Source organism: Paenibacillus gyeongsangnamensis, from assembly GCF_027533625.1.
GTDB lineage: Bacteria > Bacillota > Bacilli > Paenibacillales > NBRC-103111 > Paenibacillus_G > Paenibacillus_G gyeongsangnamensis.
In genome coordinates, this window is record NZ_JAQAGZ010000028.1 from 13,696 (window position 1) to 29,133 (window position 15,438).

The 15,438-nt window shown below is 45.7% G+C and carries 12 protein-coding genes and 4 pseudogenes; 12 read left to right on the forward strand and 4 right to left on the reverse strand.

Translation table 11 applies throughout. The features are described 5' to 3' along the window. Positions 1-19: 19 nt before the first annotated feature. From O9H85_RS31805 to O9H85_RS31830, 6 genes and pseudogenes are all read left to right on the forward strand, one after another. Positions 20-877, forward strand: coding sequence for an EamA family transporter (locus tag O9H85_RS31805; protein ID WP_269885403.1), 858 nt, complete (start codon positions 20-22; stop codon positions 875-877). 59 nt (positions 878-936) lie between these two features. Continuing rightward, a complete protein-coding gene (locus O9H85_RS31810; RefSeq protein WP_269885404.1) occupies positions 937-1,764 on the forward strand; it encodes an alkaline phosphatase family protein in 828 nt (275 codons plus the stop codon). Between the two features lie 1,433 nt (positions 1,765-3,197). Further along, complete coding sequence (locus tag O9H85_RS31815) at positions 3,198-3,314, forward strand: sensor histidine kinase (RefSeq protein ID WP_269885452.1); 117 nt, start codon at positions 3,198-3,200, stop codon at positions 3,312-3,314. Next, positions 3,290-3,790 (forward strand): annotated as a pseudogene (locus O9H85_RS31820) (carbohydrate ABC transporter permease); the annotation flags it as partial. The gene O9H85_RS31815 and the pseudogene O9H85_RS31820, both read left to right, overlap by 25 nt. Next, a complete protein-coding gene (locus tag O9H85_RS31825; RefSeq protein ID WP_269885405.1) occupies positions 3,787-4,614 on the forward strand; it encodes a carbohydrate ABC transporter permease in 828 nt (275 codons plus the stop codon). The pseudogene O9H85_RS31820 and the gene O9H85_RS31825, both read left to right, overlap by 4 nt. An 18-nt stretch (positions 4,615-4,632) precedes the next feature. Then, a pseudogene (locus tag O9H85_RS31830) lies at positions 4,633-4,767 on the forward strand (NAD(P)-dependent oxidoreductase); the annotation flags it as partial. A 139-nt stretch (positions 4,768-4,906) separates the two neighbouring features. Here O9H85_RS31830 and O9H85_RS31835 read toward each other — a convergent pair. Further along, on the reverse strand, positions 4,907-6,028 hold the full coding sequence (locus tag O9H85_RS31835) for a sensor histidine kinase (protein WP_269885406.1): 1,122 nt from the start codon (positions 6,026-6,028) through the stop codon (positions 4,907-4,909). Next, positions 6,025-6,711 (reverse strand): response regulator transcription factor, encoded by a 687-nt coding sequence (locus O9H85_RS31840; protein WP_269885407.1) that lies wholly within the window; start codon positions 6,709-6,711, stop codon positions 6,025-6,027. The genes O9H85_RS31835 and O9H85_RS31840 overlap by 4 nt, the downstream gene beginning before the upstream one ends. 200 nt (positions 6,712-6,911) lie before the next feature. On the opposite strand from O9H85_RS31840, the gene O9H85_RS31845 reads away from it, so the two are divergent. Next, the gene (locus O9H85_RS31845) at positions 6,912-7,385 is read left to right on the forward strand and encodes a carotenoid biosynthesis protein (protein WP_269885453.1); all 474 of its coding nucleotides are present in this window, start codon (positions 6,912-6,914) and stop codon (positions 7,383-7,385) included. Positions 7,386-7,636: 251 nt separating this feature from the next. Here O9H85_RS31845 and O9H85_RS38030 read toward each other — a convergent pair. Further along, positions 7,637-7,705: pseudogene (locus tag O9H85_RS38030) on the reverse strand (IS66 family transposase); the annotation flags it as partial. A gap of 197 nt (positions 7,706-7,902) precedes the next feature. Between O9H85_RS38030 and O9H85_RS31855 the strand changes: the two are divergent. Together O9H85_RS31855 and O9H85_RS31860 are read left to right on the forward strand one after the other, a co-directional pair. Next, positions 7,903-8,214, forward strand: coding sequence for an ArsR/SmtB family transcription factor (locus O9H85_RS31855; protein WP_269885408.1), 312 nt, complete (start codon positions 7,903-7,905; stop codon positions 8,212-8,214). A gap of 101 nt (positions 8,215-8,315) precedes the next feature. Further along, complete coding sequence (locus O9H85_RS31860) at positions 8,316-9,503, forward strand: MFS transporter (RefSeq protein ID WP_269885409.1); 1,188 nt, start codon at positions 8,316-8,318, stop codon at positions 9,501-9,503. Between the two features lie 39 nt (positions 9,504-9,542). Here the strand turns inward: O9H85_RS31860 and O9H85_RS31865 are convergent, their stop codons facing one another. Continuing rightward, positions 9,543-10,772, reverse strand: a complete 1,230-nt coding sequence (locus O9H85_RS31865) for an AraC family transcriptional regulator (protein WP_269885410.1) — start codon at positions 10,770-10,772, stop codon at positions 9,543-9,545. 125 nt (positions 10,773-10,897) lie between these two features. Between O9H85_RS31865 and uidA the strand changes: the two genes are divergently transcribed. The 3 genes and pseudogenes from uidA (at position 10,898) to O9H85_RS31880 (ending at position 15,417) form a co-directional block, all read left to right on the forward strand. Next, positions 10,898-12,694, forward strand: a complete 1,797-nt coding sequence (gene uidA / locus O9H85_RS31870) for a beta-glucuronidase (RefSeq protein WP_269885411.1) — start codon at positions 10,898-10,900, stop codon at positions 12,692-12,694. A 136-nt stretch (positions 12,695-12,830) separates the two neighbouring features. After that, positions 12,831-14,243: an MFS transporter gene (locus O9H85_RS31875; protein ID WP_269885412.1), complete on the forward strand. Its 1,413-nt coding sequence runs from the start codon at positions 12,831-12,833 to the stop codon at positions 14,241-14,243. An 18-nt stretch (positions 14,244-14,261) separates the two neighbouring features. Next, a pseudogene (locus O9H85_RS31880) lies at positions 14,262-15,417 on the forward strand (Gfo/Idh/MocA family protein). Positions 15,418-15,438 lie beyond the last annotated feature (21 nt).

A 15,438-nucleotide genomic window follows, 5' to 3' on the forward strand; every position in this document is an offset into this window, starting at 1 on the left:
CAGGGAGCGCTGCATACATATGATTTTATCCATTCTGCTTGTTCTTGCCTCCGGTTTCACGCATGCCGTCTGGAGCTTGTTTGCCAAACGCAGCGGGAATAAAGCCGTCTTTCTCTGGTCCATCATGATCCTGACCACGATTATACTCTTTCCACAGTTTATCATCGAAATGCTAAGCGTACGTTTATCTTTGCCTGCTTGGGGTCTGCTGGCTTTGTCCGCGCTGCTGCAAGCAGCTTATGCCCTGATGCTGACCTTTGCTTACCGCATGGGCGATTTATCTCAGGTGTATCCTATCATGCGGGGCACCAGCACCCTGCAGATTCCATTGGTCGGCGTGCTGCTACTTCACGAATCCTTGACACTCTTCGGATGGCTCGGCCTTTGTTGCATGATCTTTGGTTTCCTTCTCCTCAGCGGCATCTTCTTGCACAGGGGAGCGAGTCAGGCCGTCTTCGGGGAGCTAAAGCCATTCCTTATGGCATTTTGCATAGGCCTTTGCACCACCTGCTACGTCTTCGTGGATAAGCTGAATCTACAGCACATTTCAACTTGGTCCTTGCTGGAGGTTACGAATATCGGGTTTGTTGCGGGCTTGACGCCTCTTGTATTGACTTCCGGGCATCTGAGGGCGGAGTGGAATCTGAATAAGAAGACCATTTTACTCGGCACGGTGCTGAATCCCGGTTCGTACTTATTGTTTCTGTTTGCGATGAAGGAGGCTCCTGTAGCGCTGATTGCGCCGCTTCGGGAATGCGGAACGGTCTTTGCCACACTGCTTGGAATCTACGTGCTGAACGAGGGGCATGGCCGGCTGCGAATTTGCTGCTCGATCCTAATCGCCATGGGAATTGTCCTGATCGGTCTATTGGGATAGGGAAGTTATAGGATTAGAGGGGGAACTCATAACATAGATAACAGCAAGGAGGACATTTCATGGAAACCATTAACCGTGTAATTATTATAGGTTGGGACGGGGCAGGTAATTTTGTCAAGGACGCGAATACGCCGAATCTGGACCGATTAGTGTACAGCGGGGCGTTCACACTCGACGCCCAAACGGCTTCGCCAACGATCAGCGCACAATGCTGGGGCTCGCTGCTGCACGGTGTCAGCCCGGAAAAACACGGTTTGACCAACGATAAGGCCGGTGAGGAAACTTATCCGGACGATTCGCCGTACCCTTCCATTTTTCGAGTGGCCCGGGAAGCCTTTCCCGATGCGAAACTGGCGGCGTTCTGCGCCTGGAATCCGATCAATCACGGCATCATTGAATCGTTAATCGACGTTCATAAGCTATCGCTGAAGGACCGCGAACTGGCGCAGGCGGCGGCCGCTTACATCCGCGAGAACCCGGACGTGAAGCTAATGTTTGTCGCGCTGGACTTGCCTGACTCGGCGGGTCATCGGGTTGGTTATAATACGATCGGACAACTTCAGGCAATCGAAGAAACGGACGCGAATACGGGATATATTTTGGATGCGTTGGAAGAAATGGACTTGCTGAAAGACAGCCTCGTCATCGTCGTGTCCGACCATGGCGGCGGCGGCGAGCATCCTGAGCAGCATGGCAGCGATCACCCTCTCGACAAAACGATCTTTTGGGCATGCGCTGGACCTGGGGTTATCCCCCAAATGGGCATACCGGACCGCATATCCATTGCCGATACGGCTGCCGTCGTTGCTTATGCACTTGGACTCGAAGCGCCCGCTGTGTGGGAAGCGATGCTGCCGAAGGGACTTTTTGCTGGGAATAGCCAGTAAGACACCTAGATCTCTAGGATCTCATTAGTATGGGTACAACTCGTTTGAACAAGGCGATCGAATCGTTCAGCCTTAGAGACAGGTTAAAAATGTGCAACGAAAGCAGTTTAATCTAAATATTTTCTTCCATTTTTTGATTATAATGATTTTCATGAAAAGCCGGATCATTCAGGTGTGGTTGCCTGTAGGATTCGGCTTTTGCAGTAAGCAGTTAGCGGAGGGATGCCCTAATCTTATATATAGAAACGAACAAATTTGATAAAATGGAGGGGGATCAATAATGCGTACCAGTATGCTCATATTCAAGGGGGCAGAGATATGAAACTCACAAGGTGCTTCCGAATCATCATAGGTTTCAGCGAAGCATACGAAACAAATTGATTGCTACCTTAATTTTACTCGTTTCAATTCCTCTCGCCGTGATCACCTTGTTTGCTGCGGAGAATACAAGAACGTCCGTTGAAACGGAAGTAATCGATTCTAACTTGTCCAAAATTAAATGGACGGGCGGTTATTTGGAGGAACGATTCGATCAAATAAATAATATCGTTTACACATTGCTCATTAATGAAAGCTATAATGATTACTTGAAGAAAATGGAAGATTCAAACCCTTCTATCGCATTTAATGCACAAAAGGGGTTAATGAACACCATCACCTCCATTTTTTATTCCAACGTCAATTATTTATCGGATATCCAGATGTATCTGAACGAACCCAACAAGTACATTCTGGTAAGCGGCAGTAATATCGAGGTCACTTCACCGCAGCATATTCCCGATCCATTCGAAAGTTTTCTCTCCACGAAGGATGATTTTATGATTAGCAACGGGAGCAGCGGTCAATCTTTTTTTCTATTACGGAGTATAAACCGTTTCGAAGACCGTGCTAGATTAGGCGGCATTTCCCTTGAAATTAATTGGGACAAAATGGATAGTACGTTGAATTTATTGAGTCCGGGGAATGAACAAGCCGTATTTATTGCAAATGAAAAAGGGGACATTTTGTATCAGCTCGGGGGAGGCCCGTCCTTAAAGACTTCCATTGGAGACTTTCATCAACCCATCGATTCCGGCTCGGGTTACTATCACACGAAAGATCATTATATCTTTTATAGCACGATTCAGCCTTGGAATTTGAAGCTTTTCAAAGTGATACCCAACAGTTTTATTAATGACAGCGCCAAACGTACTTGGAGCTACGGGATCGTTGTCGGCATCATTTCAATCGCCATATCGATTCTCATCGCGGTTATCGTCGCCTGGAAAACGGCAAACCCCATTGTAAAATTGGCAAGATCCATGCAAGGGTTTATGCCGCCGAAAGAAGACGAGACGCTGGTCATTACACACAAAGATGAAATTGGACTGCTCGAAACGCGTTATTATAATATGTCCACCCGGTTAAAGGAGTATATCAAGACGGAATACAGTATGAATCTTGAGAAACGAACCGCCCAATTGAAAGCACTGCAAGCCCAAGTCAATCCGCATTTCTTGCAAAATACGCTTCAATTAATCGGCAGTTTTCACAGGTACTTCCTCAGCTAGCCGTAAAGACCGGAATGTTATTCCTTAATCAAGAATGGATCGGGAACCCGAAGGTTTCCTTCTTCTCTATCGCCATCGTATCTTTATGGCACGGCGTCGGATATATGATGATCATTTATTTGGCGGCTCTGCAAGGAGTTCCGCAGTCGCTGCGCGAGGCGGCTATTATCGACGGGGCTACCCCTTTTCAGAATTTGATCCATATCACGCTTCCGATGATCACTCATGCACTGACGATCTGCTTCTTCCTCACGCTGAACAGTGCCTTCAAAGTTTACGAAGTCGTTTTCGGACTAACCGGCGGCGGTCCCGGCAGAAGTACGCAGGTCATCACGATGAATATATTCGAAGAAGCCTTTTCCAGCAATTTTCGCTACGGCTACGCAAGCTCCAAATCGGTTATTTTGTTCATTATGATTATGCTTGTTACTTTTGTTCAAGTCTTTGTCATGAAGAAAAGGGAGGTGGAAGCGTGAGATTGCTGCGTCTTGGCTCGCATTTGGTCACGGCGGTTCTATCATTGTTCGCAGTTCTTTCTTTCTTCCCCTTATACATGACGGTGATTAATTCCTTGAAGACGGAAGGAGAAATGTTCAGCTCCATCCTGTCCCTGCCGACGGTGCTGCATGTGGAGAACTTCACGAACGCCCTTCAGAAAACACAAATGCTTGGCAGTCTTGCGAATACGGTTATTATTTCGGTAGTAGGGATCGGCGGGATTTTATTGTTTGCTTCTTTGGCGGGCTACAAGCTGTCAAGAACGCCGGGAAAGCTAAGCGGGTTTATCTTCTTTTTATTTATCGCCTCTATGCTGGTTCCATTTCATTCGATCATGATACCGCTGGTGAAAACGGCAAAGAGCCTGTCACTTCAAGGCAGTGTTTTTGGATTGGCGGTTATCTATGTCGGACTTGGAGTGAATATGGCTATATTTTTGTATCATGGGTTTGTAAAGTCTATTCCAAAAGAGCTGGAGGAATCGGCCTATTTGGACGGATGCGGCCAGTTTAGGACGTTCGGTACCATAATCCTGCCACTGCTTTTGCCGATCACCGTCACTGTCGGTATTCTTGACTTCTTATGGATATGGAACGACTTCTTGCTTCCTCTGTTGATGCTTCAAGATGCCAATGATTATACGCTCGTTCTTTCTACGAATAAATTGTTCGGTGAATATACGAAAGATTGGTCGCTTATTTTGGCCGCTTTAGTGTTAACGGCAATACCGGTCATTATTATTTATTCGATTTTCCAGAAGTTTATTGTGTCAGGCATAGCGGAAGGTGCTGTGAAGGGATAACTCGCCGCAACTGCTGGAGACGAGACGTATCATATGATCCGTAAGGAACATGTTGAGATGATGAAGCCAAGCGAAATTTTTATAAACGCCTCCCGCGGCCAACTGGCCGACCAACCAGCTCTGGCAGAAACGCTTGAACAGCAACTCATCTAAGTCGTCTGAATCAACTTGAAGGTCTAGATCGAATAAGCCAAAGAGAAGGATAGTCGTACGGCAGTGTTGCAGCGACTATCCTTTTTTTGTCCCGATTCTGAATGACCCAAATTTGGAGCTGCGCCGGAGTTATCAATTTTTAAATATCATTACCCAAAGGCAAATAAACGGTAAATGTCGTACCTTGATCAGGCTCACTCACGACGCGGATAAAACCACCGTGGGCTCTGACAAAATGATGGGCGATGGATAATCCGAGCCCCGTACCGCCTGTATGCCGCGAGCGCGCTTCTTCCACGCGATAAAAGCGATCGAACAGGTGGGGAAGTTCTTCCGCCGGAATACCGATGCCGGTGTCCATCACCGAGACACATGCAAAAAACGCATTCCGATGGGCGGCCCGGTCTTCAATTCCAACCGTAATCTTCCCTCCACGAGGCGTGTAACGAATAGCATTGGTCAGCAAATTAATGAAAACCTGCGTGATCCGTCTCGCATCGGCCATCACGATCACCGGCTTTAAAATCGTATAAAGGCGAATTTCCAATCCGTTTTCTTCCGCTTCGTATTTCACGTCGTCCACGATTCGTTCAAGGTGTGCCGTCAGATCGAGCGGTTTGCGATCGAGCGACAACCGGCCCGCTTCTGCCAACGACAAGACATGAAGATCATCTACAAGCAGGCTCAATCGGATCACTTCATCATGAATCCGAAGCATTTCCGGCGGGACATGATGACCGGCCTGCTGATAATTTTCCAGTTTAAGCTGCATAATGGACAGCGGCGTACGAAACTCGTGAGCGACATCGGCCACCAATCGTCTGCGGGCGTCCTCAGCTTCCCGTAGGCGAAGCGTCATTTCGTTGAATGTCTGGATTACTTTCCCGTATTCGTCTTTTGATTGTACAGGAACGCTCACCTTCAGATCCCCCTGTGCAACGCGTTCGATAGCGGCAATGAGCTTTCGAAGGGGGAGCGTCAGTACCCCTGAAATCCATAAACTGAAGAATAGGCCGGTCGCTAAGAAAAAGCCCCATTTTCCAAGCCAAAACAATTTCATCTTGCCCATAACGTATGTTTTCAAGATCTCGATTTGTTCCCCGGGCGGGGCGTTCAAAAAAGAAGCATTGATTTCTTCCTTATGAAATTGATCGAACACAGACTCCATGTAATCCTGATTGGTTACGATATGAGAACCGCCGATAATTAGAACGAGCAGTCCTATGTAGACAAATATTTTTTGGCGTACCGTTAACGTCATGATTGTTCACCGAATCGGTAACCGAAACCGTATACCGTTTGAATATAACGAGGATTGGACGGATCGTCTCCCAGCTTGCGGCGAAGATTCCGGATATGGGAATCCATTGTTCTTTCGTATCCCATGTACTCATCCTCCAAAGCCACTTTTAACAATTGCAAACGGCTGAAGACTATGCCGGGACGGGCCGCCAGCGTGAACAAAATTTTGAATTCGGTCGGTGTCAATTGGATTTCCTGACCGTCTTTGAATACCTGACATTTAGCCTCGGAAATGATCAGGTTGTCTCTTTCCAAAAACATCGACCTATCTTCAGGTCCGCGCAAGCGGCGAAGTAAAGCTCGGATGCGCGAAGCGAGCTCACGCAAGCTGAACGGCTTCGTCAAATAATCGTCCGCGCCGATTTCCAGACCGACGATTTTATCGGATTCATCCGATCGGGCCGTGACCATAATAATACCGCAATGCGAGGTTTGCCTGATTTCGCGGCATACGTCGATGCCGCTTTTCTCGGGGAGCATCCAATCAAGCACGACGAGATCAGGCCGTTCAGACCGGGCAATCGTGAGCGCTTCCTTGCCGGTACAGGCGGTCAATACCCGAAACCCTTCACGTTGCAGATAGGAGTACATCTCCTCAAGCATGCCCGGTTCGTCCTCCACAAGCAACAATTTCGGTTCCATTCCAATCACATCTTTCCCATTTAATCTGCTTCCATTGTACCGCTTATGGAGATTATACCGCGAATTGGCAGGTTCTTGAAGAAATCCACGCAAAGAGAGGAAGATCTGCATAAGTTCTCGACATTTGTTGTGTAAACTGGCTGTGAAAGGAAAGAAATAGTCGCGAAGAACAAGAAAGAATAATCATTGAACGGGAGGATCTGTGCTTTGATCCAAAAGCCTCGACGATCAATCATATCTGGATCTGGGAGCAAGGCGGTGGCTACTTTGGGGTACCACTTACCAACTTCTTGGGGTGGTTCTTCACTGTGTATGTGTTCTTTCAATTGTTTGCCCTCTTCCTGCGTTTGCGCAGGACTGACGGCAAACAGGAGGCGTCGGCTTTTCCTAGGTCGTTCTACGCTCAGGCTATCATCATGTATGCCGTGACTGGGTTGGCATTTATTGTGGCCTATCTGTCAGACAGCGGCAATAAGCTGGTCACTGACGCGATGGGGGTGGTCTGGCATACCAGAAGCATTGCTGAGGCGGAAGCTACGGTCAGCATCTTTACGATGATCTTCGTGGCAGCTTTATCAACCGTGAAACTGCTTCAAAGGTCAGCCGTTGCTATCAACACAACAGTTGAAAAGGATCAGGTGAAACGGATGCCAGGGAAATCTCTTCAGCATTGAAATAACAAGGGAGCTTTGGAAGTCACGCTTTTGTCCATTTGGGAATTTCAGAGTTCCGGCACAGATTTTGGGCATCATGCGCGTCAGATCCATGAAATTCCCCAACGATCTCACAATTGATGGAGCACTTCCCAATTCAGTAAAAGAAAACTTTTGCCACTTTTGCTGTCCTTGCTCGCTACTCTGCCCCTGGTGACACCTTACTTAGCACCACCACCATTTTTGCTCCTCATTTAGTGTCTCACCACCCCTCGATTGTTGTCGATCTCCAACCTCCCGTCTTTCATAAATGCGGTCAGCTTCTCCCACTGGTTCAAGCTGATGCAGCAGGTACGTTTTCATGGCTTCAACCAGCGGGAGCAGCCACAGCTCCGCTCCGTACATCATCCAGTTTGCCATCGATTGCCAAGATAGGGTAAAGCCCAGCCTCGCAAACTGCTGTTCTTGCCGGTAGACGGCAGGCTGTCCATATAAATATAACAATTGATATATCTATAAAAATAGATATAATAAAGTTATGGATACTATGATGATCTTTAAAACGTTGTCCAATGAAACCCGCATGCAAATTTTGGAATGGTTGAAAAAGCCGGATGCAAATTTTGGGCCGCAATTGTATTTGCCGCCGGATGCCGACTTCAAAGGAGGGATATGTGTAGGAAGCATTCAGGAAAAAACGGGGCTGGCCCAATCCGTCATTTCCAGCTATTTGATGTTGATGAAGAAAGCCGGACTTCTCGAATCCAGACGTTTCGGGCAATGGACCTATTACCGGAGAAATGAAGAAACCATTCGTAAATTTGCCGATTTTATCAAAAATGAAATGTAGGACAGGCAGCCTCAATGATGAGGCAGCCTGTTTATTTGCAACAGTATATCTATAAATATGGATATATAGATAAAAGGAAAAGTTCTATGGAGGAGAGAAATGTGAAAAGAAACGGTCCCCTGTTTTTCATTGCGTTAGGCATCTTTGGCATTATTAATACAGAGCTTGGCGCAGTCGGCATTTTGCCGATGATCATGGAAAAGTATAACGTGACAGTGCCCCAGGCCGGAATGCTTGTGAGTTCATTTGCGCTTATTATTGCCCTGTTCGGCCCTTGGATGACGCTCTTGCTGTCAAGGTGGAATCGGAAAACGGTACTGACGGGCATTCTGGTTCTATTTGCCGTCTCCAATTTGGTTTCTGCTTTTGCTCCGAACTTTCATGTTCTTCTGGCTTTTCGAATGATTCCCGCTTTCTTTCATCCGGTTTATTTTTCCATTGCCTTTGTACTAGCCTCTGTATTGTCAGAACAGGAACGGGCCGCACAGGCGAGCGCAAAAGTATTTCTGGGGGTCAGTTTGGGCATGGTGCTGGGGATTCCGCTTACTTCCTATATTGCGAATCAATTTTCGCTCGGGTCCGCGTTTATCTTTTCGGCAATTGTGAATGGCGTTGCGTGTCTTGGCATAGGCGTCATGGTTCCATCCTTGTCCGGCAACAAGGAAACGAGCTCTATTGGAGGACAACTTGCGGTATTGCGAAAGCCCGCTTTGTGGCTGAACATCGGTGCTGCCTGTTTCATACTCGCCGCGATGTTTTCCGTGTATAGTTATTTTGCTGAATATTTGGGACAGCACTTAGACATGAGCGGGAAGCTGATCAGCATGATGCTCGTGGTTTTCGGCATCAGTGGTGTGGCAGGCAACTGGTATGCGGGAAAGCTGTTAAGCCATCATATGTTGAGAACCGTGCTGCTATATCCTGTTGCATTAGGGATGTGCTATATCCTTCTTTATTATGCGGAATCATCCCTTATTTGGATAAGTGGAATTATTGTTGTGTGGGGAGCCGTGCATACGAGCGGACTTATTGTCAGTCAAATTTGGCTGACATCGGAGGCCCCCGAAGCTCCTGAATTTGTGAATAGTTTGTATGTTTCCTTTGCAAATTTAGGAGTCACAATCGGAACGACATCAGGAGGCTGGCTTATTTCCCGTGCCGGAACAGGGGAAGTCGTTTGGAGCGGTTTGCTTTTTGCTGTTCTGTCCATTCTGTGCATTGTCGTAAAAACCATTTATTTTGTGAACGTTAAGTCAAATGTAAAATCTATGGTTTCGGAAGAAGCTTGAAGGAATAGCAGACTATAGCCTGCCGAATCGGCAGGCTTTTCAGTTTGCTTTGGAGTTTCGGTATTCGGAGGGAGATACTCCCTCCAACCGTTTGAAAATACGGGTGAAGTATCCGGCATCATCAAAGCCTACATATCCTGCAATCCATCCTATGGAAGCACGATCGGTTTTCAGAAGTACTTTTGCTTCTTCAATTCTTCGTTTTTGTTGATAATCGGTTAAGGTTATTCCTGTTTCTTTCTTGAATTGTCTCGACAAATGTGCCGGATGTACGTGGCAATATTCAGACAGCTGTCCCAAATGAAGAGGTCTGCTGAAGTGAGCCATGATATATTCCGCCGCTTTTTGAACGATAGGCGAGTAGCCGGATATAGCACGGTGACGTACCAAATCACAATATTCATCGCACATGACGCTTATTAGTTTATTGAGCGAATGGATTGTTTCGGATCGTTCGATTTGCTTGGAGAATTTCTCGGAAATTTGATGAAGGAAGACAGGCTGGACTCTTCCGTTCTCTGCTGCGATTCGAAATAGTGTATTTAAAATGATGATCGAATTTCTCATGGCCCTTACCGGTTGATTAGGAAACCTTTCAGAGAAATCGAATAAATTTTTCACTTTAGTGATCGTTTGTTTTAACTTTGCTTTATCGCCCTGCTCAATGGCTCGCATCATTTCTTTTTCGATTTTATATCTTAATGCGATGACTTCGATATAAGAATCATCGGATTGCTTTAGCATAAGCTCAACATCCATTTTTTGCGACGAATCAGGTGAATTCGGGTTGATCTCCAAAATCTGAAGGGAAGCCTGACGGATAGAAACGGCTCTATCCAAGATATTAGAGATGCTTTGTATTTTGGACCTGCCGATTAGTTTTAATCCCTGGTAAAATGCCTCCAATTCAATACGTTTTTGTTGATCGATTTTGATTTTAGCTTCGAATTTAGTGATGTCGGGGACTTGAATTAAGAAAGGACCGTTAACTAAAATTTTCGGTTCTTCGCCCTTCATCTGGAGTAGTTTGGCTAAATAGGAAAGACCCCATTCATTGGTAAACATGCAAATTTGCTCAGGCGATCGCTTCGCTTCCGTACCAAGCAGGAGGAAGTCTTTCTGCTGCACCTCTTGCATAAATTCAGGCAAAGGATCACGCTCATGCAGCAATTGAATCGAACCGTTGTTGTTCAATATCACGGTATTGATATCAGTTAAGTGAAATATCGTCAGACTGATGTTTGTTATTTGAAAAGGCTGAACCATCATCTTTATCCTCCTTAAATTATGTCAATATTGTCCCATTAGTGCAAATATAGTACTGACCATGAATGAGCATGTTTAGTATAATCTTTGTTGTAAACAGTTACAATATTAAATAAGGAGCAGGGACCATGTTATATCCAATCGTTACGGATACTCGAGTGATTATAGATTTAAATGGGATTTGGAATTTTAAATTGGATTTTGGAAAGGGCTTTCAAGAAAAGTGGTATGAAACACCTCTTACAGATACCATGAATATGTCTGTACCGTCATCTTATAATGATTTGGGCGTCACCGCTGATATTCGCAATCATGTCGGTTGGGTATGGTACGAAAGAGATTTTACGATACCAGGCTTGCTTATCTCAGAACGTATTGTCCTTCGTTTTGGCTCGGCGACTCATGCGGCGAAGGTTTACGTGAACGGGAATCTGGTCGTGGAGCATAAAGGCGGTTTTACTCCGTTTGAAGCTGAAATCAACGGATTCCTGCAGAGCGGGAAAAACCGATTAACGGTGGCAGTGAATAATATTGTGGATGAAACCACACTCCCTGTTGGAATTTACAGCGAAACGGAAGAGCCCGGCCTTGGCAAAGTGGCAAGAAATAAGCCTAATTTCGACTTCTTTAATTATGCGGGTATTCATAGACCGGTCAAGATCTATACGACTCCGCATACCTACTTCAAGGATGTGACGGTCGTTACGGACCTGAAAGAAACGACAGGGATGGTTCGTTACGAGGTGGAGGTAGCCGGCGAGGCGCAGGTTAAGGCAACGGTCATGGATCAATCGGGCTCTATTGTTGGGGAAAGCAGCGGCCGGCAAAATACAATCGGCATCAACGATGTCAAGCTGTGGGAACCATTGAATGCTTATCTTTATAACCTTAGGGTAGAACTTATTAAAGATGGACAGACGATTGACGTATATGAACAGCCGTTTGGAGTCAGAACCGCCCAGGTGAAGGACGGTAAATTCCTGATTAACAATAAACCGTTTTATTTTAAAGGCTTTGGCAAGCACGAAGATACTCCGATCCACGGAAGGGGCTTTGACGAAGCGGCCAATGTTATGGATTTCCGGTTAATGAAATGGATGGGGGCCAATTCGTTCCGGACGGCGCATTACCCTTATTCCGAAGAAATAATGAGACTAGCCGACAGAGAAGGTATCGTCGTCATTGACGAAACGCCTGCCGTCGGGCTCCATTTGAATTTCATGGCTATTTTCTCGGGCGGGCCAAAGAGGAAAACGTGGGAGGAATTAAAGACTGGGGAGCATCATCAGGAAGTCATTCGGGAACTGATTGCCCGCGATAAAAACCATCCTTGTGTGGTCATGTGGTCCATCGCCAATGAACCGGCTTCCGAAGAAGAAGGTGCAGAAGACTATTTTAGGCCGCTTGTGGAATTGGCAAAAGAAATAGATCCGCAAAAAAGACCTGTTACCATCGTCACTCACTTGATGTCAACCCCGGCTACATGCAAGGTGGCGGAGCTCGTCGATGTGCTTGCGTTAAACCGGTATTACGGTTGGTACGTGCAAAGCGGAGATTTGGAAGCTGCCAAAGTGAAGCTTCGCGACGAGTTTAGCGGCTGGAGTAAGCGCTGCCCGGGCAAACCGATCATAATGACCGAGTACGGCGCAGATACGGTAAGCGGCTTGCACGATGTCGATCCTGTCATGTTTACCGAAGAGTTTCAGGTTGAATACCTGCGTGCTAATCATGAGGTTTTCGATGAATTCGATAGCTTCGTCGGCGAACAGGTATGGAATTTTGCAGATTTTAACACGAGCCAAGGCATCATGCGGGTTCAAGGGAATAAAAAGGGGATTTTTACACGGGACAGAAAACCGAAATATGCGGCTCATGAACTGCGCAAAAGATGGCTTTCGATTCCCCAATTCGGATATAAGAAATAATCGCTAGGCAGTCATATCGGGGAGTCTGAATGGATGATCGAAACTAATGTTATCTTTGGAGAGACTCCTCAGCATTTTTTATAGGTCACTTTGTAAAGGGTTTCAAAACGGTTGCTAACGCTAGGGAGGGGTTAAAATGAACCAAAATGCAGTATTACAAGCGGCAGAAGCAAATATGGAGGTAACAACAACGCGTCCTTTTGGCATAAGAGATAAGCTTGGATATTTGTTTGGCGATTTCGGCAATGATTTCTTCTTTATTCTGGTCAGTTCATTCTTAATGGTTTACTACACGGATATTTTCCACATTAGTGCGGCTACTGTAGGATTCATGTTTTTAATTGCAAGATTATGGGACGCTGTTGCGGATGTTTTGTGGGGGCGTTTCATTGATACAAGAAAATCGGGCCATCATGGTAAATTTAAACCGTGGATTTTCAGAATGTCTTTTCCGCTCATTGTTTCAGGTGTGTTGATGTTCGTGAAAATTCCGGGTATGTCCAATGGATTTTATCTGGCCTATGCTTTTGTCACCTACCTGATCTGGGGAACTTTATATAGTACAGTGAATATTCCTTACGGTTCTATGGCTTCCGTCATTACGAGCGATCCTGTTGAACGGACAACGTTGTCTACCTTCAGAACGATGGGGGGGATGTTGGCGGGCTTAATCATTAATGTAGTTGGACCATTGATTTTGTTTGTAAACAATAAGGCAGATTCGGGTCGTTTTCTATTGGGAGCCTTAATTTTCGGGATTCTGGCTATCACTTGTTACATGGCCTGTTATAAATTATCAACTGAACGTATTACTTTGTCTGAAACGGAAGGGACAAGAGCCGGTTTAGGTAAAACATTAAAAGGTCTTTTGAAAAACAGACCGTTAATTTGGATCCTTATCGCATCTCTGACATTTATGGTGTGTTTTATGCTGATCGGTGCAGTTAACGTATATTTGTTTAAGGACTATTTTGGCAACACAAAAGCATTAAGTATGGTAGGACTAATCCAAACACTCACTGTATTTATCGCCATGCCGATGGTAAAGCCTCTAGTAGCCAAGTTTGGTAAAAAAGAATTAGCATCGGCTGGATTGCTGCTTGCAACTATAGTATACGCTCTTTTGTACTTCTTACCCCATTTGACTGCCACTCCATTTATTGCTGTTTTATCAGTTGCTATGTTCGGATACGCTTTCTTCAATTTAGTGGTTTGGGCATTCGTAACCGATGTTATCGATTATCATGAATATTTAACAGGCTTGCGGGAAGATGGTACCGTGTATTCGATCTACTCCTTTGCCCGCAAAGTGGGTCAAGCTATTGCCGGAGGTATTGGCGGTTTTGCGATTGCTGCCGTTGGATATGATGCGAGCCACAAGGTACAAACTCAAGGCGCGCTAGATGGTATTCATACTCTCGCTACTTTGGTACCCACAGTTGTTTTCTTGATTATTTTCTTCATATTAGTATTCCTGTACCCATTGAACAAGCAGCGTACAAATCAACTTGCCATTGATTTAGATGAAAAAAGAAAAAGCCAAAATTAATGATGAGGAGCAATGAACATGAATAATGTAAGACTGGGGATTATCGGATTAGGAGCACAAGGCGGATTCTACGCGGGTTTTTTAATCGAAGGAAAAGTGAAACACATGGTTCTCGGGGCTATATGCGATATCGATCCTGCTAAAAAAGCCGTGTGTGCGGAAAAGTATCCCGATGTCCCGTTCTATGACAACTACATCGATATGCTGGAGAGCGGCCATGTTGATGCGAACTTGTGTACCTCACTATCTGCACCCGGAGATGGGTATTGAAGCGTTAAAAAGAAACATTCACGCATTGGTGGAAAAGCCGGCTGGCGTGTATACCAAGCAAGTCAAACAATTAAACGAATTTGCAGCGACAAAACCGGAGTTGACTTTTGGCATCATGTTCAATCAGCGGACGAATCCGCTCTATCAAAAAATTAAAGAGATCATCGATAACGGTGAAATCGGAAATATCCGCCGTACGAACTGGATCATTACAACCTGGTGGAGACCGCAGGGGTACTATGATCAAAGTGAGTGGAGAGCGACCTGGGGCGGCGAAGGCGGCGGTGTGCTTGTTAATCAAGCGCCGCACCAGCTCGATTTGCTTCAGTGGATATGCGGAATGCCAAAGAAGGTATATTCCAATGTCAAATACGGGTACCAACGAAATATTGCCGTTGAAGATGAGGTAACCGTCTTGCTTGACTATGGCAATGGCGCAACAGGTGTATTTATTACTTGTACGCATGACGTTATGGGAACGGACCGATTTGAAATATTGGGCGATAAGGGTAAAATCGTTGTCGATGACAGCAAGAGGGTTACGATTAAACGGCTTCATCAGCCTGAGTCTGAAATGAGCGCCACCATGAGCATGCAGGATGTTATGAAAATTTTCATGGGCCAAGGCCAATCCGAAATATACACGGAAGAAGTGCTGGAATTTGGAAGCGCATGGGGTTCTCAACATATCGCTGTTATGGAGAACTTTGCTGCCAATATCGTGGAAGGGACGCCACTGCTGGCACCTGGAAGCGACGGGATTCATGGCGTTACATTAGCCAATGCCATTCATCTGTCAAGCTGGTTAGGCAAAGTGGTAGAAATTCCTTTGGATGAACAATTATTTATAACCGAGTTAAACAAAAAGATTGAAGAAGAGAAGAAGTACCCTGTGCAAGGATAATTTCATTATAAAATGAAAGAG